The organism is Flavobacterium aquidurense (assembly GCF_031458035.1).
Taxonomy (GTDB): Bacteria; Bacteroidota; Bacteroidia; order Flavobacteriales; family Flavobacteriaceae; genus Flavobacterium; species Flavobacterium aquidurense_C.
Window position 1 is genome coordinate 113,657 of sequence record NZ_JAVDXR010000008.1, and the last position, 20,192, is coordinate 133,848.

A 20,192-nucleotide genomic window follows, 5' to 3' on the forward strand; every position below is an offset into this window, starting at 1 on the left:
AAGTGAACCGTGTTCCTCATTGCGGGTGCAAATATAAAAATTATATTAGAGCTTACAAGCATAAAATGAAAAAAAAAAATATTTTTAAAAATGCATTGTTTTTGGACATATATTCTTATATTTCGAAAAAATTAAAAGTAGCACATGGATCCAAAAATACGTTACGAAATCGAGTTTCCTATAAATTCTTCGCCGCAATTATTATATCAATATATATCAACGCCTTCAGGTTTGTCAGAATGGTTTGCAGACAATGTAAACTCACGAGGCGAATTCTTTACCTTTATATGGAATGACTCGCAGGAAAAAGCGCGTTTGGCATCAAAAAAAACTGGTGAAAAAGTCAAATTTAAATGGGTTGACGAAAGCAGTAAGGATACAGAATATTTTTTTGAATTACATATTTTAGTTGATGAATTAACTAAAGATGTGTCATTAATGGTTGTCGATTTTGCTGAAAAAGAAGAAGTAGGAGAGGCTAAACAATTGTGGGAGAACCAGATTTCAGACCTGAAACATCTTATAGGATCTGTTTAGTAAAATTCTATTTTATGCCTTATATTTGCCCTGAACAAAATTCAGGGTTTTTTTATGATCAATTTTAACGGAAACATAGTAGCGCAAGACGACAACATATTAACTCAAAATCGCGCTTTTTTATATGGTGATGGTGTTTTTGAAACACTAAAAATAATCAATAATAAAATTTTGTTTCTCGAAGATCATTATTTCCGATTAATGGCTTCAATGCGCGTCGTTAGAATGGAAATTCCGATGAACTTTACAATGGAGTTTTTTGAAGAAGAAGTTTTGAAACTGGTTCAGGAAAATGAAATTTCTGCTTCAGCCCGAGTACGAATAACCGTTTTTAGAAATGATGGCGGATTATATTTGCCAAAAACTAATGAAGTTTCATATCTAATTCACGCAACTGCTCTTGAAAATACTTCTTACGCTTTAAATACGGCGGAATATGAAGTCGATTTATATAAAGATTTCTATGTGACCAAGCAGTTATTATCGTCTATTAAAACGACGAATAAAATGATTAATGTTACCGGAAGTATCTTTGCCCACGAAAATGGCTTAGCAAATTGCATTTTGCTTAACGATGCTAAAAATGTTGTTGAGGTATTACAAGGTAATTTATTCATGTTAATGGGTAAAAAACTTATTACGCCGCCAGTTTCTGAAGGTTGCTTAAATGGTGTAATGCGTAAACAGATTTTAGCTTTGGCCAAGAAATTACAAGACATAGAAGTAGTAGAAGAAATAATTTCGCCATTTGATCTTCAAAAAGCTGACGAATTATTTCTGACCAATGTAATCATGGGAATACAGCCGATAACCAAATATCGAAAAAAAGAGTTTACAAGTAATTTGGCGCATTTATTAGTGCAGAAACTGAACGAATCTATCGCTGAAAATTAATTCAGATACGGATTCTCTGGTGCATTTGACCAAATAAGGTAATCCCCGCCAAGCTCAATGATTTGTTCTTTCCAGAAGTGCGTGGTAGACTTGCCAATAATTTTGTTTTTATAGCTATTATCGGTAATGATCCAAGAGTTTCCTTGCATTTCACTTTCCAGCTGATTTTCATCCCAACCAGTATAGCCTAAGAAAAAACGAATGTTGTTTTTGCTGATCGATCCGTCGTTTATTAAGTCTTTGGTTGATTCAAAATCACCTCCCCAATAAATTCCATTAGAAATCTCGACACTATTCGGGATTAATTCAGGAATATTGTGAATGAAATAAAGGTTGTCTTGTTCTACAGGACCTCCGTTATATATCTTGAAACTGGCGTCAATTTCAGGTATTAAATCATTAATAGTATACTTTAAAGGCTTATTAATGATAAAACCTATTGATCCCTCTTTGTTATGGTCTGCTAATAAAATTACCGATCTATTAAATGATAAATCTCCAATTATAGAAGGTTCGGCAATGAGCAGGTGTCCTTTTTTTAATTTTTCTGAAATCATACGGCTACAATTTTTATTAAATTTAATCATAAAATTTTTAAAATCCCAAATAAAATCGTTAAACCGCACAAAAAAACCCTCCATGAGGAGGGTTTTGATTATATTATAAGTTTAGAGAACTTTCTTACTTAGTTCACTGCACCTTCTAATTCAGCTCCAGCTTTGAATTTTACAACATTCTTAGCAGCGATTTGAATAGTTTTTCCTGTTTGAGGGTTTCTACCATCTCTAGCAGCTCTAGCAGATACTGACCATGATCCAAAACCTACTAATGAAACTCTTCCACCTTTTTTCAAAGTAGCTCCTACGTTTCCTAAAAATGATTCTAAAGCTAATTTTGCCGCAGCTTTTGTAATTCCTGCATCAGCAGCGATAGCATCGATTAATTCTGATTTGTTCATAATAATTAGTTATTAATTGTTGGTTAAAAAAAATTGTTAATACACAAATTTAGTAGGAAATCCGTTCCTTGCAAGTGTTTTCTTTAAATTTAGTAAAAATTGTTAATAACTTAGTTTTTTTGTTCATAAAGCTTGTCGTTAATCGATTAAAAACAGGTAGAAACCCCTGTTTTACTGACCTTAATAGACTTTAGCCTCATCAGAAAAAGTTATCCCATTTAGCAATTCTGTTACCTGCATTCTCTTTTTCCCGGGTAATTGTAAACTCAAAAGCTGTAAAAACCCATTTTGGACGGCAACTTTGATTTCTTTTTTGCTGCAAATCAACTTTCCTGCTTCATAAGAATGCGCTTCTGAAATCAGTTTTGCTTCGTAAATTTTTATGGTTTGCTCCTCATTTTTATCTTTAAGAAAACACCATGAAGCAGGATACGGACTTAAACCTCTAATAAGGTTATTAATTTCGTCTCCGGATTTTGTCCAGTCTATTTTGCAATTATCCTTGTTAAGTTTGTATGCTGTTTTTATTTCTGCATTATCTTCCTGAATTTTTGTGGTTACATTTCCGCTTTCAATAACCATCAATGTATCAATTACTGTTTTGCTTCCTAAATGCATTAATCGATCATGTAATTGTCCGGCGTTTTCTTCTGGGTCAATTGCAATCTCCGAATTTAAAATCATGGCTCCGGTATCAATTTTATCATCAATAAAGAAAGTCGTAACGCCAGTTGTAGTTTCTCCATTAATAATTGCCCAGTTAATTGGTGCTGCGCCACGATAATTTGGTAACAATGAAGCGTGAAGGTTGAAAGTTCCTAAACTTGGCATTTCCCAAACAGCTTTTGGAAGCATTCTAAAAGCTACAACGATTTGTAAATTGGCGTTTAAAGCTTTTAACTCTGCTAAAAAAGTTTCGTCTTTTAAATTTGTCGGCTGTAATAAAGTCAGGTTGTTCGCCAATGCATATTCTTTCACTGCCGAATATTTTATTTTTTGTCCGCGTCCCGCTGGTTTATCCGCAGCAGTGATAACACCAACAACATCGTAATTGTTTTTAATAATGGTATCCAAAATGCCAACGGCAAATTCCGGAGTTCCCATAAATATAATTCTCAATTTTTCCATTATGATTTTAAAGTGTATTTATTATTCGCTTGTATTATAATATGATTGTTTTCTAATAATTCCTGAATTGCCAGAATTACATCGCCGGCATCCATTTTTATTTGGGTCTGAATTTCTCTTGAGGTCAAAGTTGCCGTTTTTAATAAGGACAGAATTTTATCTGCAATAGAATCGGCTTCTGTGATTTTTCCTTTTTGCGTAATGCAATACGAGCAAACTCCACAGTTTGAAGTTGTTTCTTCTCCAAAATAATCCAAAATCAATCTGTTTTTACATGTTTTGTTATCCTTTATATAATGTAAAACAGATAAAAGCTGATCTTTTTTAAGCTGATTTTGTTTTTCAAGATATTTCGAAACTCTGTTTATCGTTCTGTCATCTTCGCGGACTTCATTAAATAATATAGTAGCGTCGTTATTTTTAGATTTGTATTCGATAATTTCTTTCTCTTTCAATTTTTCTAAAACGGCACTGACTTGCGCTTCAGGATGATTTGATTTTTTTGAAATCAACGAAAGATTAAAAGGAACTTTCATTTCGTAAATTCCGGGATAAGTTCTCAAAATCGCCAGAATGATTTCTTCATCATTGGGATTTAAACTCATATATCGAATCACTTCTTTTGATTCGATTAAGAACTGCATGGTAATCTTTTCTGAAAACTCCTGAGACATCGTAATAATTCCCTGCTGATTTAAAAACTGTAAAGCATTATATGTTTTTAAAGTAGGGAAGTCGTATTTCTGACAAAAATGATTCAGTTTAAACGAAAATGAATCGTCTAAACCTTCACCGTATGCTATCTGAAAATAGTTGCAAAGTTTGACATACATCAAATTCAGAAACTTTTTATCAGGTAAAATGCTTAAAAATTGTTGTTCTGATTGATTACTGTCCGAAGAATTTGTCAAAACAACCGAAAAAGATTTTTCGCCATTTCGACCTGCTCTTCCAGATTCCTGATAATAATTTTCTATATTTTCAGGAAGCTGTGTGTGAATAACTGTTTTTACATTGTCTTTGTCAATTCCCATTCCAAACGCATTTGTGGCCACAATGACCTGCGTTTGTTCCGACATCCACAATTGCATGTTTTTATCTTTTTCTTTTGCTGAAAGTCCGCCATGATAATATGTCGCCCTAAAACCCAACGATTCCAATTGTGCTGACATATTCAAACACGATTTTCTATTTCGTACATATATAATAGAAGGTTGTGGATTTTTCTTTAAAATTTGTTCTACACGGTACAGTTTATCTTCAACTTCAAAAACCATGTACGCAATATTTTTTCTTTCAAAAGATTGCTGAAAAAGTTTTGGTTCTTTTAAACCTAGTTCGGTTTTAATATCTTCAATGACTCTCGGAGTTGCTGACGCCGTTAAAGCTAAAAAAGGAATTTTTGGAAAGTATTTTTTTAGTTCCGAAATTTTTAAATAAGCCGGACGAAAATCATGACCCCATTGCGAAACACAATGTGCTTCATCAATAGCAATTAAATTGATTGGAAGATTTTTAATGCGCTCCAAAATCCAGTCGGATTGTAAACGCTCAGGCGAAAGATATAAAAACTTGTAATTTCCGAATTGGCAATTATCTAATAAATCAATGATTTCTTCCGTATGAATTCCGCCGGTAAGTGCAATCGCTTTAATTTCTCGCTTTTGCAAATTCGCAACCTGATCTTTCATTAGGGCAACCAAAGGCGAAACCACCAAACAAATACCTTCCTGCATCATCGCCGGAACCTGAAAACAAATCGATTTTCCTCCGCCAGTCGGCAAAAGGGCAAAAGTATCCTGACCATCCAAAACCGAGTCAATAATCTCCTTTTGAAGCGGTCTGAAACTATCGTGTTTCCAGTATTTTAGAAGAATTTCTTGCGCTTCTGGCATTGGTCTTGTTTTAAAGTTAAAAAATTTAGAAAGCAGTTTCTAGTTTTGCAACTTTAAACAAACACCTAAATTTTATCTAAGATATAAAGAATTCTGTTCTCCACCGTATCTTTAGGCACTTCAATTAAGTCGTAGCCGTATTTTTTATACGTGTCAACAAGGTGTTTTTGTATGGTTAATGCCTGTTCAAAATTCTCGTAACGCTCTGAGTCACTTTCGTAAATTTCTTCCCAAGGCGGTAAAATAAAAGTTTTTGAGTATTTAAAATCCTCACAGGCTTTCGTAAAATGCGCCGGATATTCATCGCCAATATAATCCATATAAGCCACAACATCAGGAATGCCACGATCTATAAAAACTACATTATCAGGTTCTTCAAGGGCGTTTTCGAATTGTTTAATTCTACCTTGCAATAGCATTTCGCTAAACAATAAAGGCTGTTCCAGGAACAATTGTTCGATCCCACGTTGTTGCGCTTCGAGTGTAACTTGTCTTGAAATTTCAGGATAACAGCAGTAGCCACGAGCTACCAATTCGTTGATAAGAGTAGATTTTCCCGTTCCCGGGCCACCAATGAGAACTATGATTTCTTTTTGCACTTTCTTAAAATAAAGCGCAAATTTACCTAAACTTATTGGTATTTAAAAAGATTATTTTGCGTGAAGCGGATGATTTCGCAATTTTGGTAATTATTATGGTGCTGGATTGAAATCCAGCTCTACAAAATAAATCGTTCCTCCGGAACTAATTTGAAAAAGAATCGTAGATTCAAAATATATTGTAGGGCTGGACTTTAGTCCAGTTTACATGAAAATATAATAAAGCCATTTAGTCCCAGCGGGACGTAATATTTATAGAAAATATAAGGTTGTTTTGTAAAACCCCTTAGGGGTGGCATGCTTGCTATTGACATATCGCTCCTATGGAGCTTTTAAACATCAAACGTGAAAATTAGCTATAAATATTTTGCTCCGCTGGAGCTTTTTAAATTTAATTAAAAATTAGTAATTATTATGGTGCTGGATTGAAATCCAGCTCTACAAAAAAAATCGTTCCTCCGGAACTTATTTGAAAAAGAATCGTAGGTTCAAAAAATATTGTAGGGCTGGATTTTAGATGCTGGACTAAAGTCCAGCTCTACAAAAAAAATCGTTCCTCCGGAACTTATTTGAAAAAGAATCGTAGGTTCAAAATATATTGTAGAGCTGGATTTTAGATGCTGGACTAAAGTCCAGCTCTACAAAAAAAATCGTTCCTCCGGAACTTATTTGAAAAAGAATCGTAGATTCAAAATATATTGTAGAGCTGGACTTTAGTCCAGTTTAGGCCAAGCCGAATATCATTCACAAAACAAATACTTCCCAGAATCAACACTCTTCTTCCCAGAAGGAATAATCAAATGCGATTCGAATTTCTTTCCTTTCAAAACATCATTTACAAAATCTAGAACATTTTGTTTTCCGTCATGAAAAAGATAACCCGAAAATTCATGTCCACCGCCGCAAAATGTAATTAGCTCAATATCCTTATGTAAATCAATCATATGATTGTAAACCGCATAAGAACCAAAAAGAATCAGCCAACCTGAAGCATTTGTTGGGCAGGAGCGATGCGAGCCTGCCGAATACGGAACAGTTTGGTCATTATTTCCATGTGCCAATAACATCGGAACTGCCTTTTCTTTTGTAATTAAATTGATGTCCTGAATGGCTCCGGAACCTCCAATGAAACCAGTGTATTTGAAATTTTCAGGTAAATTGCTTTTGTATAAATTCATCAGTTTATAATCCCAAAATGAAGCGTGGAAACCAATTTCGGCACCCGCACTAATTCCAGAAATAAAGATTTTTGAAGAATCTAAGTTGTACTTATTTGCATTTTCAATTAAAAAAGAAGTCGCCTGCCATATATCGCTCACGCCAATTTGGATTGCTTTTATTTTTTCAGTCAAAGTTCCTTTGCAGCCAAAATCTTTTCCTTTCATATATAAACTGTACGAAATACTGGCAACCGCATAACCGTTTTTTGCCATAAACATCCCGAATTCTTTTTCGCTTGTACGTTCTCCGCCAGAAAATCCTCCTCCAAAAGCGAAGATAATTAGTGGAATTTTTTCATTCGACTTTTTCTCAGGCAAATACAAATCTAAATCGAGTTTGATGGTATCGTTCTGGAAATAAGTCATTGTTTTAACTTGCTGCGCGTTAATATTTGTAAAAATGAGAATTGTAAAAAGTAAGAAGATGATTTTTTTCATGATGGTATAATTTTAATCTCGCAAAGTCGCGATCCCGAGACATCGGGAGCAAAGTTTCTCAAATATAAAAGTTTGCTACGAATTTCACGAATTTTCACGAATTTTTAATTTGATTGACTACCGTAATATATAAGGTTATAAGCGTTACTTTCCCTTTCAAGTAATTAGCGAAAATTTGTGAAATTCGTGGCAAAAAAACGGTCAGCTTTTCATTCTGAAAAATCTAAAATCTAAAATCTAAAATCTGAAATCAAAACCGTATATTTGCGTTTATTTTTAATTACGAATGGAGAACGATAAAGAAAAAAACACCGCCGAATTTTACGAAAGATTAAAGGTTGAGTTAGATAATTCAAATACTTGGCCAGCAGAATATTTGTATAAATTTATAATGCCTTCAGTAGGCGATAATGTTGAGCGAGTTGAAAAAGCGTTTGACAATATGGGAGCGGTTATCAAAACAACAAAATCGAAAACTGGTAAATTTACCAGTGTTTCTGTAGATGTTACGATGAATAGCTCTGACGATGTGATTGCCAAATACAAAGAAGTATCTACAATAGAAGGTATAGTTTCATTATAACTTATGGTCGAAAAATATAAAAAAGAAGTCGCAAATGACGTTGTTTTTAACTTAGAATATAATTCTGAAAGACAGCGTTTACTTATTCCTGAATATGGTCGTCATTTGCAAAAACTGATCGATCAGGCTACTATTATTGAAGATGCTGAAACGCGCAACAAAGCCGCGAAATACATCATTCAGGTAATGGGAAGCTTGAATCCGCATTTGCGTGATGTACCCGATTTTCAACATAAATTATGGGATCAGCTTTTTATTATGTCTGATTTTAAATTAGATGTAGAATCTCCATATCCAATTCCGTCTCGCGATGTATTGCAGTTAAAACCAGATGTTTTACAGTATCCGCAAAACTTTCCGAAATACAGATTTTACGGTAATAATATCAAATACATGATTGATGTTGCCAATAAATGGGAAGAAGGTGAAATGAAAAACGCATTGGTGTTGGTAATCGCCAATCATATGAAAAAATCATATTTAAGCTGGAACAAAGACACAGTTAAAGATGATGTGATTTTTGAACATTTATTTGAATTATCCGGAGGAAAAATCAACTTGCTGCAAAGTACGGAAGAGCTTTTAAATACAACTGATTTATTGCGTACTAATAAACGTATGTCAAATAAGATCACGCCACCAGGACAGCCAAAAATCCAAAGCAACAAAAACAATAAAGGCCCGGGAAAACCAAAACCATTTCAAAAAAACAATAATCAGAAATAAAAAAAGGGGCTAAGGTACTAAGATTCTAAGGTGCTAAGTTTTTTAAACTCAGAACGACGGACTATCAGAAACTTACAAGCTTTTAAAATAACAATCATAAAAATAAATAAAGTTGTTAAGCAGCTAAATAACTAAGATCTTAATCTCAAAAGAAACCTTAGAAACTTAGAACCTTAGTAACTCAGAATCTAAAAAAGAAATATGGGAGTATTTAAAATCGAAGGAGGAATTCCTTTAAAAGGAGAAATCACTCCGCAAGGAGCAAAAAATGAGGCATTACAAATTTTATGTGCCGTGCTTCTAACGGGGGATAAAGTGAGAATTAATAATATTCCCGATATTATTGACATCAATAAATTAATCACTTTGTTGGGTAATTTAGGAGTTAAAATTCAACGCAATGAACCGGGTTCGATTACGTTTCAGGCTGATGAGGTTAATGTTGGATATTTAGAAACGGAAGCTTTCAAAAAAGAAGGTGGAGCGCTTCGTGGTTCTATTATGATTGTTGGACCGCTTTTGGCTCGTTTCGGAAAAGGATATATTCCAAAACCAGGAGGAGATAAAATTGGTCGTCGTAGATTAGATACACACTTTGAAGGTTTTATTAACCTTGGAGCAAAATTCAGATATAATAGAGAAGATCACTTTTACGGAGTAGAATCTCCGGCGGAAGGGTTGAAAGGAACAGATATGTTACTGGATGAAGCATCAGTTACCGGAACAGCAAATATTGTGATGGCTGCTGTTTTGGCAAAAGGGCAAACCACAGTTTACAATGCAGCTTGTGAGCCTTACTTGCAACAATTGTGTAAAATGTTGAACTCAATGGGAGCTAAAATCACAGGAGTTGGATCAAACTTATTGACGATCGAAGGTGTTGAAAGCCTTGGAGGATGTGAGCACAGAATTCTTCCTGATATGATCGAAATTGGTTCCTGGATTGGTCTTGCTGCAATGACAAAAAGTGAAATCACAATCAAAAATGTAAGCTGGGAGAACTTAGGTTTGATTCCGAATACTTTCAGAAAACTTGGAATTACAATTGAAAAACGTAATGATGATATTTATATTCCAGCTCACAAAGACGGGTACGAAGTAAAAACAGATATTGATGGGTCTATTTTAACTATTGCTGATGCACCTTGGCCAGGATTTACACCTGACTTATTGAGTATCGTTTTAGTTGTGGCAACACAAGCGAAAGGTGATGTTTTAATTCACCAAAAAATGTTCGAAAGCCGTTTGTTTTTCGTAGATAAATTAATCGATATGGGAGCAAAAATCATGTTATGTGATCCGCACAGAGCAGTGGTTATGGGACATAATTTCGAATCTCAATTAAAAGCAACAACTATGTCATCTCCGGATATTCGTGCCGGGATTTCATTATTAATTGCTGCTCTTTCAGCAAAAGGGACAAGTACAATTCAAAATATCGAACAAATCGACCGTGGATACGAGCGTATCGATGAGCGTTTGAGAGCTATTGGTGCCAAAATCGTGAGAGCATAAAAAGTCTCAAATGACAAATGAACAAAAAGCTATAAAAGCTACTATTTTTAGTATAGCTGGAAACACCTGCTTGGCCATCTTAAAAGGGCTAGCAGGTTTTTTTGGCAATTCTTATGCCTTAATTGCAGACGCAATTGAGTCGACGGCAGATATATTTTCATCCTTTTTGGTTTTAGTTGGAATTAAGTATTCTAATAAACCGGCAGATGAAAATCATCCGTACGGGCACGGGCGCGCAGAACCGTTATTTACATTTTTAGTTGTTGGATTTTTAATTACCTCGGCAACAATTATTGGGTACGAAAGTATCGGAAATATTCAAAACCCACATGATTTACCAAAGTCCTGGACATTGTATGTTTTAGGCGCAATTATTATCTGGAAAGAATATTCATTTCGTGTGGTAATGAAACGCAGTAAACAAACCAACAGTTCTTCATTGGCCGCAGATGCGTGGCACCATCGCAGTGATGCCATTACTTCGGTCGCGGCGTTTATCGGAATCTCGATTGCGCTGTTTATGGGAAAAGGTTACGAATCTGCAGATGATTGGGCGGCGCTTTTTGCTGCTTTTTTTATCTTATACAACAGTTACAAAATTTTCAGACCCGCGCTTGGCGAAATAATGGACGAAAATTTAAATGATGATTTGGTAGAAGAAATTAGGGTGAAAGCTTTAACTGTTAACGGAATTTTGGGAACTGAAAAATGTTTTATCCGTAAAGCCGGAATGAAATATCATGTTGATCTTCATGCCATCGTTTCTGCTGAAATCTCTGTAAAAGAAGGACATGATTTATCTCATAAATTACAAGATACTTTAAAAGAAAAAATACCGCAATTGGGAAATGTCCTGATTCATATTGAACCGGATGATTATCACTAGGAGAGGTTCAAAGTTGCAAAGGTTCAAAGGGACAAAGGTTAGAAGTTTTAGCCTTTGTCCCTTTGAACCTTTGTTCCTCTGGACCTTAATCTAAAACATTTAAAATCTTCAATCCAAAAACAACACCATTTTGCTGAACTCCCCCTTGATATGAATGTACATAATCCAATCGGAACACTTTGAATTTGCCAAAGCCTAAATTATCTAAACCAACTGTAAATTCAGTGTAAGGTTTTCTGTCTGGAATTGCCAACGAATGAAATCCAAGATTCATAGTCGATTTTAAAAGATTCAATAACGGAATTTTATTCATTACAAATCCCATATCATTGTGTTCCAAATGCATTTCAAAATAACTGTCATTAGTACTGTTTGAGTAATACGGCATTAAGTTAAAAACGTTCAAATAACGTTCACTTGTCCCGATGTGGGTTTGGTTTCCGTTAAAATGTCTGTAATCAATAAAAGCAATATTCTCAGCATTAAAGAATTTCCCAGCTCTAAAATTCATTCCTAAAAGTCCTTTATTTCCCAGAGAGAAATCATATAAAACAGATGCACCAACTCTTTCAAATTCATATTTTTTCTCGCTCGCAGCAAATGCTTTTTCAAATACTAAAAATACAGTAGGATATTTTTCGTCCTTAACATTAAATCTTCCGTCGGGTCTTGAAATATACTTGTTTCCAAAGTTAATTCTCGCACTCAATGCAGTTTTAAATAAATGATGCTGGCTAAAAGCTGATGTTGTAAAATCGTCAGGTGCCAGTGGATTGTTTGATGAATAAATATCATCTTTTTTAAAGAACGAATAATCTGTTGTATTGAAGAGAGGTTTTCGTTGTTCGTAAGCCATTTTTGCATTCAGATTAATTCCGTTTGCAACATCTTGAGAATAATTGATTTGTGCATATTCTAAATTATACAACTTCATATAATTGTCCTTGAAAAATAAAGAGCTTATTGAATTGACAAACTTACTGATAGGTTCAGCACCATTAAATTGAGTCACTTTCGTGCCTCCGGAGGCCGAAATTGTCGCATAGTTAATATTGTTGAAACGATGACTGAAATCTCCGGTTACTCGGAAACGTTGATCTGAAAAACCATAATTAAAAGTAGTACTTAGCGAGGTGCTTTTTCCTTTATCTTCATTCCATTTTTTAAATGAAAAGCCAGTGTCAAAATTAAATCCCTGAACAGTATTAAAACTCAACGATGTCAAATTTAATAGGCCTTTATATTCAAACGAATGTTTCCTGAAAGTGTTTTTGTAATCGTAACCCATTAGAATATCCCAAACTTTAAATTTGTTGTTTTTTGCATCTACTGAGTCGGTATATTTTCTGGATTTTCTGATAGTTTGCAGACTATCTTTTTTGTTATAATCTGAGCTTTCTTCAATCGTTAAGGGAATCGGACGTATTTCATTCCAGAAAGCATCATCTTTTTTATTGGCATTGGCTTCAAAAGCTACAATTTCATTTCCGAACGTTTTCTTTTCAAATGAAGCTGGAAATTCATAATTAGAATAGATATAATTGAATGTTCCTGAGAATTTAACTCCAAAAATACCTGCATTAAACGAAAGTGTCTGCGCATTTTTAGACCAGATTTTGTTTTTTGAATTATAACTGAAACTCTGTTTTAGCGTCATTATTTCCGTAAATTCATTTTTCATGCGATATCCTTTTATATCCAGATCAATCGCATAAATCGCAAAACTATCGTCGACAATGTAAATATAACCTTCAAATACAGGTTCTTTATCACGTTTTGGGGTTACTTTAATTTTGTAAATCTGCTGATTGTTGTCATTGTAAAAAGTACCTTCAAGCTTATATTTGTAATAATTAAAAGCATTATTTGCAATAGGCGAGATGAGGTTTACATCGAATTCTAAAGTATTTTCGTAAAAATCATAAGTGGATAAAGATGCCGTATTGTAACTATATCCTTTATTGTTTCCGGAAATTTTAGAAGCAATGATTTTTTCTTTTAGTTTATTGGGTTTTTCGAATGTAATTTTTGAAATAGTTTCAGATAAATAAAGGATTCCTGTTCCTGTGGAATCTAGGTTTGAAGACATATCTTCACCTAAATCAACTTTTTGTCCCAAAATCTTCTTTGGTAAATCTTTGACTTTAAACATTCCTTTCGAATAAAAATCGGCAGTATATCGTGCTGTTTTTTCCGAGTTTTCTTTTTTGTGTGCAATCGCACCTTTTATAATCGCGTTGGCAGGATTGTTTTTCGGATCAATTACAACTTCATTTAATTCGAAATTTTCTTCCAGAAGTTTTACATCTAAAATAACTGTTTTTAAATCTGTAGCAACGGCTATTTTCTGAGTTTTAAAACCTAAATACTGAAAAGTTATTTTATTTTTGCCAATTTCTTTTACGTTGAGCTGATAATTTCCTTGCTCGTTCGAAGTGGTTCCGGTATAGGTGTTTTCCTCAAAAACAGAAACAAACGGCAAAGGATTTCCTTTTTCGTCGGTTATAGTTCCTTTGATTTGCGCAAAGTTTGAAATGGAAAAAAATAAAAAGGCAAGTAAAGTATAGTTTCTCATGAAAGTTTTTTCTCTCACAAAAATATAATAAGTTATAAGCGAGCTTATTAATAATTTGTTAAAATACTTTACAGGAAAGATAGGATTGCTAATTCGTAGCTTTTTAATCCAAATCCTAAAATAACACCTTTGGCATTTCCTGATAAATATGACTGATGTCTGAAGCTTTCGCGGGCGTAAGTGTTTGAGATATGTACTTCAATCACCGGAGTTGTGACCGCTTTTATGGCATCACCTAAACCAATCGAAGTATGGGTGTAAGCGCCGGCATTTAAAATTATACCATCATAAGTAAATCCGCATTCCTGAATTTTACCAATCAGTTCACCCTCAATATTACTTTGGTAATAGGAAAGTTCAATGTTTGGGAATTTCTGTTGCAACGTTTCAAAATAATCTTCAAAAGTTTGGCTTCCGTAAACTTCAGGTTCTCTTTTTCCTAAAAGATTCAAATTAGGTCCGTTGATGATGCAGATTTTCATAGATGATTTTTAATTTATTAAAGTGATCTGGGTTCATTTTAGAATTCACAGAAAACATTTCACAAAGCATGTAAAAATAAAAAAACCGTTCCAATTAATAGAACGGTTTTTATAAAACTATGTGATATTCTTTTTAGAACATAAATCCAGCTGAAAGTTGCACTACTGAGTTTCTAATATCCGCATTTGGAGAAACATCTGTTAATCCTAAACTATAACGACCTTGTACAAATATACTTTCTGTGATTTTTAATCCTAAACCTGCGTTAAGAGCAAAATCAAAAGTATTAGCATCTTCGATATTTACTTTGTTTTTTTGGCTTAATAAAAATGAAGCTTGCGGTCCAACTTCTAAGCTTAATGATTTTGTCATATAGATTTTAGCCATTACAGGGATAGATAAATAGGCTAATTCATTTTTAAAATCTTCCTGTGCATCAGCAAATTTGTACGTTGCTCCCTGAGTTGAATATAAAAGCTCTGGTTGAATAGCGAATTTTTCTAATAATTTTACTTCTGCCACGACTCCAATATGATAGCTGGTAATTCCGTCTTTATCAAATGCTACACCGTTTAATGATGCGTCACCAGGCTGGCTTGCAAAGTTTACCCCTGCTTTTACTCCGAGTTTTAATAATTGTGCATGTATTGTAGCTGAAGTTGCAAGGAACATTACAGCTATTAAAAGTGCTTTTTTCATGATTTTTTAAATTAAAATTGTTGTTATATTGACAAAACTACAGTAACAAAACTACAGAATGGTAGTTTTATTGTTTTTTTTTGGGGTTAAATAGTAATAAAAGTCTTCTTTTTTATTCATTTGCGTGTTTTATTTTGATAATAAATTTTTAAAACATTGTTTTTCAAGGTATTAATTTGATGTTTAAACTTTGTCCTATTTTGTTGTTTTTCTGTTTAAAGCTCGATATTTTTTAGTAGGTTAATTCTTAATTTTGTGCCAAATTTTAAAAATAAAGAATTATGAAAAAAATTATTTTTGCTGCTGTTGCAGTATTGGCTTTCGGTTTCGTAAACGCACAAGAGCAAACCGCAAAAGGAAAATGGTTAATTGAGGCTAACACTGGTTTTGGTTCTGGAGTTGGATCTACATCATTTGGATTGACATCTCAGGATGGAGATACATCTTGGAATGTAGGAGCCGAAGGTGGTTATTTTGTAGCTAATAATTTAGCTGTAAAGTTAGGTTTAGGTTACGGAGATGACGGTGGAGATAGCAGTGTTTTCGCTTACAAAGTTGGTGCTAAGTACTATGTAGCGAACAAATTTCCTTTAGAGGTTTCTTATAACGGAATGAGTTATAAAGGCTATGACGAAAATCCTTCTTATTTAGGATTACAAGGTGGGTATGCTTGGTTTGTTGGAAAAAATGTTTCTGTTGAACCAGGTATTCGTTACAATGTATCTTTAAATGAGGACGCTTCTAAAAGCGCTTTCCAATTTAACATTGGATTTGCATTACACTTCTAAAAAAAAACGATTTTTAGTTAATTTGTTCTTGCCTTCCTGATTTATTTGGGAAGGCTTTTTTTTAGGTTATAATTTAAATTTTAAAAATAAATATTATGAAAGTAAATTTTAAAATGCTGATTTTAGTAGGCGTGATTTCTCTTGGTATTATTAGTTGTGATAATCAGGATGGGAATGATAAAAGTTTTCAGGGTAAATCGAATAATGAATTAAAAGTTGATAATTTATACGATGCCAATTCGAGCTTAAAAAGAGAGTTCGGTAAAGCACTTATGAAATCATTGAAGGAAAGTAAAATGTTAAGAGATTTAATTAAGAATGAATCTTTGAAAATGTTTGATAATGATTATGAGGTTTTGTATCAAATAATCAAGAATGAAAAACTTGAAAATAATCTAACAGTTAGAGAAAGCATTTTGAAAAATTTAGGGAGTGAAGAATTGTTAAATCAAATTGAATTTAATAATCCTACGTTAACTATATTAGTTCCTGAACTACCTGAAAATTCGTTTTCTGCAAAAATATGGGATACTGCAAATCAAGTCCCTAAAGTAGCAATTAGACTTACTACAAGTAATGATATTCCAATTATAAATCAGGACGGAAGTGAAGAAGTTCTTGAAGCAAAATATACTCCTGGGTTTCCTGTAATTGTTTTAAAAGATAATGAAAGAATTGTAATTAGTAGTGATTCCTCAGCTAAAAATATTAAAACAAGTTATGTCGCTAAAATTAATGGTTTAGATTATAAATTTATAGATGATTGTTTTGACGGATCAAAGAAATTGAATAATACGACATCACGAACAGTAAATCCAAATTTATTAGATTCTAAAATAGTGACTGCATATGATATTTATACTGGCGGTAATGTTGATGGATGGCAGAGAGATTATATTTACTATAATATTACACCGTCAAGTCCAAAAGGGCCGTTTAAATATGACTTTCAAGAAGGGATTAAGTCGTTTTCTTTACAAGGAGACCCAACAGCGGCATATAATAAAATTGCCGATCAAACTGGCGACACATATTATAGTGAGGTGTATGGCTTTAGTGCAGTTCAAAAATCTGCTTGGACTGGTGGTTATTTTGAGTTTAAAGTAAGAATAATTGTTAATGCAAAAAATGGTGTAGGAAGTGAAATTATAAAGTATTTTACAGCTAAAGGTGAGGATTTATTTGATATTAAATTTAGAAAGAGTACTCTTTTTGGTGGAACTATTTATATTTTTAATGGTATTAGTGCTTTAAAAAAAATGGATTTAAATATACCAATATTTAATTGGGATTTAGATCAATATGCATCTTCTATTAAAATAGATATCGAAGAGGTTGATTTAACAGAAACAACTGTGCTAACAGATAGTAGAACTGTCAAGTTTGCAACAAATTTTTCAATAGAAGGAACAATACAAAAAGTTGGATTGAAGTTCGGAGCCAGTTTAGAAAATACTAGCACTGCTACTGTGCAAAAAACGTTTACTCAAGGTAATGATATGTTGGGTGAAGTTATCGTAAATTTTGCAGATAATATTATTGTTAGTAAATCTGGGACAGATTATACTACAAGAGAGTATAATTCTGGATTATATTCTATAAGTGTTGAGCCAATGCGTGTTCAATAGAAAGATAATTATATAAAAAAACCTTCCGAATTAGGAAGGTTTTTTTATGCTCAAAAAATGTTTTACTTTGTAAATATGAATTGGAACCGCTATATAAAAGATTATCAATCGTATTTACGAATCGAGAGAGGTTTGTCTAAAAACACAATCGAAAATTATGGTTTCGATATTGAACGACTTTGTCTTTTTTTGGATGAAAATAAAATAGAAATTTCTCCTTTAAAAATTACTGATGAAACCATTCAACAATTTATATATCACATTTCTAAACAAGTAAATCCGCGTTCGCAGGCACGTATTATTTCAGGACTTAAAAGTTTTTTTAATTATTTGGTTTTTGAGGATTATAGAAATGATAATCCTTTGGAATTAATTGAAACCCCAAAAACAGGACGTAAATTACCTGATACTTTGGCTGTTCAGGAAATTGATGCGCTTATTGCAGCAATCGATTTAAGTTCGAACGAAGGGGAACGAAATCGAGCCATGCTGGAAACTTTGTATAGTTGCGGACTTCGTGTTTCAGAATTAGTTTCGCTAAAGATTTCAGATTTGTTTTTTGAGGAAGGTTTTATAAAAATTACCGGAAAAGGAAACAAGGAACGTTTTGTTCCGATTGGCAAATTGACGCAGAAATATATTCAGATTTATCAGAAAGATGTTCGCGTAAATTTAACTATCAAAAAAGGTTTTGAAGATACCTTGTTTTTAAACCGTAGAGGTAATCAATTAACGCGCGCCATGATTTTTACAATCATAAAAGATCTCGCAGTAAAAATCGGTCTGAAAAAAAATATTAGTCCCCACACTTTGCGCCATTCTTTTGCAACCCATCTATTAGAAAATGGTGCCGATTTAAGATCAATTCAACTTATGTTGGGTCATGAATCGATTACGACAACAGAAATTTATGTGCACTTAGACAGAAGTTTTTTGAAAGAAGTAATGCATTCTTTTCACCCAAGAAAATAATTTTATTTTGATAATTGGCATTTTTATTGAAAAATTAATATCTTGTATGTTAAATTCTGTTAAATGCAGATAAAATCGATAAACTGCACTTTTTGGTTTTAAAAGGTTATTTTGATAATCCAATTTGTTTAAATAAGTATTGTATGGGCTTTGATTTATATGGGAATGAGGATTGTTTGGAAGTTAATAATTTTTATAAAAAATTATTGGCTGAAATGCCTGATTTGCTTTTTCAATTTGTTATAGACAGAAATAATAATTATTATTTTCCTTTAATAAGTAAATCGGCTAATGAGATCTTTGAACTTACATCAGGTACATTTTCAAATGAAACCAAACTAATTATTTATGATCGTATATTCCCGTCAGACCAGGAGTTGTTTTTTCAGTCTTTGTTGAAGGCGCGACGGGAGGTACAGCCGTGGGAGATTGAATTTAGGGCTATTTTGCCAAAAAGAGGGTTGCGTTGGTTTAAGGTCTCTTCTAAAACAGAATTGTCTCATGATGGAAGTGTTAGTTTTTTCGGACATGTTTCTGATATTACTGATTTAAAAGATAAAGAAGAGAAACTCCGAATTTCTGAGGAACGATTTCAATTTGCACTTGATGCATCAACAGTTGGTGTCTGGGATTGGGATATGGTTACGAATAGAGTCTTCTATTCATCACTTTCGCTTAAAATATTGGAATTAGAATCAAATGATATATTTGATGATCCTGAGCGTTGGGATAAAATTGTACATCCAGATGATCTACCTAAATATTATTCCGATATACACGAACATTTCGATAATAAGGTTCCGTACTATGAAAATTATCATCGTGTTATGACTTCAAGCGGAAATTATAAATGGATTCTAGACCGTGGAAAAGTGATAGAAAGAGATGAAAACGGCAGACCATTGCGTGTTTTGGGTACGCATACAGATGTTTCTTTGCAAAAGGAAAAAGAGTTGGAGCTTATCAAGACAATGAAATTATATAGCGATCAAAATAGTCGGCTTTTAAATTTTTCACATATCGTTTCGCATAATTTAAATACACAGGCCGGAAATATAAAATCAATTTTAGACTTTATTGATGCCGATGTTGATAAACAGACTGTAAATGAAATGTTGGTGCATTTAAGAACGGTTTCAAACGACCTTAATGACACAATTTCAAATTTAACGCAGATTGTGAAAACCCAAAGTAACATTAATATTGCTGTTGTTCCTTTAAAACTTTGTGAATACATCGAAAAGACCATCGCGACTATTAAAGGGTATGACAAGGAAAAAAAGGTTACTATCATTAATAATGTACCGAAGTATCTGACTATAAATTTTAATCCTGCCTATCTTGAAAGTGTTTTGTTAAACTTTGCTACGAATGCGATTAAATATGCGCATCCTGACAGGGATCCTGTTATAATTTTTGATTTTGGAATTGAGCAGGAAGGTTATAAATCATTGAAAATTACAGACAATGGTTTAGGTATTGATCTTGCTGTCCATGGCGAATTGTTGTTCGGAATGTATAAAACTTTTCATAAGCATGAAGAAGCCAGGGGGATTGGTTTATACATTACCAGAAATCAAATTGAAGCTATGAAAGGAACTGTTACAGTTGAAAGTGAAGTAGGAGTAGGTACAAGTTTTAAAATCGTATTTAATGACATGTAAAGGT

Annotated in this window: 19 protein-coding genes; 10 read left to right on the plus strand and 9 right to left on the minus strand. The window is 33.2% G+C overall.

Translation table 11 applies throughout. The annotated features are described in order from the left end of the window. The first annotated feature begins 144 nt into the window (after window positions 1–144). The gene (locus J2X17_RS13910) at window positions 145–537 is read left to right on the plus strand and encodes an START-like domain-containing protein (RefSeq protein WP_026984135.1); all 393 of its coding nucleotides are present in this window, start codon (window positions 145–147) and stop codon (window positions 535–537) included. Between the two features lie 54 nt (window positions 538–591). Further along, window positions 592–1,431, plus strand: a complete 840-nt coding sequence (locus J2X17_RS13915) for an aminotransferase class IV (RefSeq protein WP_310299129.1) — start codon at window positions 592–594, stop codon at window positions 1,429–1,431. Here the strand turns inward: J2X17_RS13915 and J2X17_RS13920 are convergent. The 6 genes from J2X17_RS13920 to J2X17_RS13945 form a co-directional block, all read right to left on the minus strand. Continuing rightward, window positions 1,428–1,988 (minus strand): YqgE/AlgH family protein, encoded by a 561-nt coding sequence (locus tag J2X17_RS13920; RefSeq protein ID WP_310299131.1) that lies wholly within the window; start codon window positions 1,986–1,988, stop codon window positions 1,428–1,430. The two genes, J2X17_RS13915 and J2X17_RS13920, sit on opposite strands and share 4 nt — an antisense overlap. 128 nt (window positions 1,989–2,116) lie before the next feature. Next, window positions 2,117–2,389, minus strand: coding sequence for an HU family DNA-binding protein (locus J2X17_RS13925; RefSeq protein WP_017498096.1), 273 nt, complete (start codon window positions 2,387–2,389; stop codon window positions 2,117–2,119). Between the two features lie 180 nt (window positions 2,390–2,569). Then, window positions 2,570–3,517, minus strand: coding sequence for a methionyl-tRNA formyltransferase (gene fmt / locus J2X17_RS13930; protein WP_310299136.1), 948 nt, complete (start codon window positions 3,515–3,517; stop codon window positions 2,570–2,572). Then, on the minus strand, window positions 3,517–5,412 hold the full coding sequence (locus J2X17_RS13935) for a RecQ family ATP-dependent DNA helicase (RefSeq protein ID WP_310299139.1): 1,896 nt from the start codon (window positions 5,410–5,412) through the stop codon (window positions 3,517–3,519). The genes fmt and J2X17_RS13935 overlap by 1 nt, the downstream gene beginning before the upstream one ends. 65 nt (window positions 5,413–5,477) lie before the next feature. Further along, a complete protein-coding gene (locus J2X17_RS13940; RefSeq protein WP_310299141.1) occupies window positions 5,478–6,011 on the minus strand; it encodes an AAA family ATPase in 534 nt (177 codons plus the stop codon). 740 nt (window positions 6,012–6,751) lie between these two features. Further along, window positions 6,752–7,669, minus strand: a complete 918-nt coding sequence (locus J2X17_RS13945) for an alpha/beta hydrolase (protein ID WP_310299143.1) — start codon at window positions 7,667–7,669, stop codon at window positions 6,752–6,754. A gap of 286 nt (window positions 7,670–7,955) precedes the next feature. Here J2X17_RS13945 and J2X17_RS13950 point away from each other — a divergent pair, with 286 nt between their 5' ends. The 4 genes from J2X17_RS13950 (at window position 7,956) to J2X17_RS13965 (ending at window position 11,379) form a co-directional block, all read left to right on the plus strand. Continuing rightward, window positions 7,956–8,252 carry a DUF493 family protein gene (locus tag J2X17_RS13950; protein WP_310299146.1) on the plus strand — a complete coding sequence of 99 codons (297 nt, stop codon included), beginning with the start codon at window positions 7,956–7,958 and terminating at the stop codon, window positions 8,250–8,252. A 3-nt stretch (window positions 8,253–8,255) separates the two neighbouring features. After that, entirely contained in the window at window positions 8,256–8,978 is a 723-nt protein-coding gene (locus J2X17_RS13955) for a DUF4290 domain-containing protein (protein ID WP_074659573.1), read from the plus strand. A gap of 201 nt (window positions 8,979–9,179) precedes the next feature. After that, complete coding sequence (gene murA, locus J2X17_RS13960; RefSeq protein ID WP_310299149.1) at window positions 9,180–10,493, plus strand: UDP-N-acetylglucosamine 1-carboxyvinyltransferase; 1,314 nt, start codon at window positions 9,180–9,182, stop codon at window positions 10,491–10,493. A 10-nt stretch (window positions 10,494–10,503) separates the two neighbouring features. Next, the gene (locus J2X17_RS13965; protein WP_310299152.1) at window positions 10,504–11,379 is read left to right on the plus strand and encodes a cation diffusion facilitator family transporter; all 876 of its coding nucleotides are present in this window, start codon (window positions 10,504–10,506) and stop codon (window positions 11,377–11,379) included. 85 nt (window positions 11,380–11,464) lie between these two features. On the opposite strand, the gene J2X17_RS13970 is transcribed toward J2X17_RS13965, so the two are convergent. The 3 genes from J2X17_RS13970 to J2X17_RS13980 form a co-directional block, all read right to left on the minus strand. After that, window positions 11,465–13,954: a DUF5686 and carboxypeptidase regulatory-like domain-containing protein gene (locus J2X17_RS13970; protein ID WP_310299155.1), complete on the minus strand. Its 2,490-nt coding sequence runs from the start codon at window positions 13,952–13,954 to the stop codon at window positions 11,465–11,467. Between the two features lie 68 nt (window positions 13,955–14,022). Next, window positions 14,023–14,436 carry a type II 3-dehydroquinate dehydratase gene (gene aroQ / locus J2X17_RS13975; protein ID WP_310299158.1) on the minus strand — a complete coding sequence of 138 codons (414 nt, stop codon included), beginning with the start codon at window positions 14,434–14,436 and terminating at the stop codon, window positions 14,023–14,025. A 133-nt stretch (window positions 14,437–14,569) separates the two neighbouring features. Beyond that, window positions 14,570–15,136, minus strand: a complete 567-nt coding sequence (locus tag J2X17_RS13980; protein ID WP_310299161.1) for a porin family protein — start codon at window positions 15,134–15,136, stop codon at window positions 14,570–14,572. A gap of 281 nt (window positions 15,137–15,417) precedes the next feature. Between J2X17_RS13980 and J2X17_RS13985 the strand changes: the two genes are divergently transcribed. The 4 genes from J2X17_RS13985 to J2X17_RS14000 all read left to right on the plus strand — a co-directional run bounded on the left by J2X17_RS13985 (window position 15,418) and on the right by J2X17_RS14000 (window position 20,188). After that, window positions 15,418–15,924 (plus strand): hypothetical protein, encoded by a 507-nt coding sequence (locus tag J2X17_RS13985; protein ID WP_310299163.1) that lies wholly within the window; start codon window positions 15,418–15,420, stop codon window positions 15,922–15,924. Between the two features lie 95 nt (window positions 15,925–16,019). Continuing rightward, a complete protein-coding gene (locus tag J2X17_RS13990; protein WP_310299166.1) occupies window positions 16,020–17,552 on the plus strand; it encodes a hypothetical protein in 1,533 nt (510 codons plus the stop codon). 75 nt (window positions 17,553–17,627) lie between these two features. Then, window positions 17,628–18,524, plus strand: coding sequence for a site-specific tyrosine recombinase XerD (xerD, locus tag J2X17_RS13995; RefSeq protein WP_310299368.1), 897 nt, complete (start codon window positions 17,628–17,630; stop codon window positions 18,522–18,524). Window positions 18,525–18,667: 143 nt separating this feature from the next. After that, complete coding sequence (locus tag J2X17_RS14000) at window positions 18,668–20,188, plus strand: sensor histidine kinase (protein ID WP_310299169.1); 1,521 nt, start codon at window positions 18,668–18,670, stop codon at window positions 20,186–20,188. The last annotated feature ends 4 nt before the right edge of the window (window positions 20,189–20,192 follow it).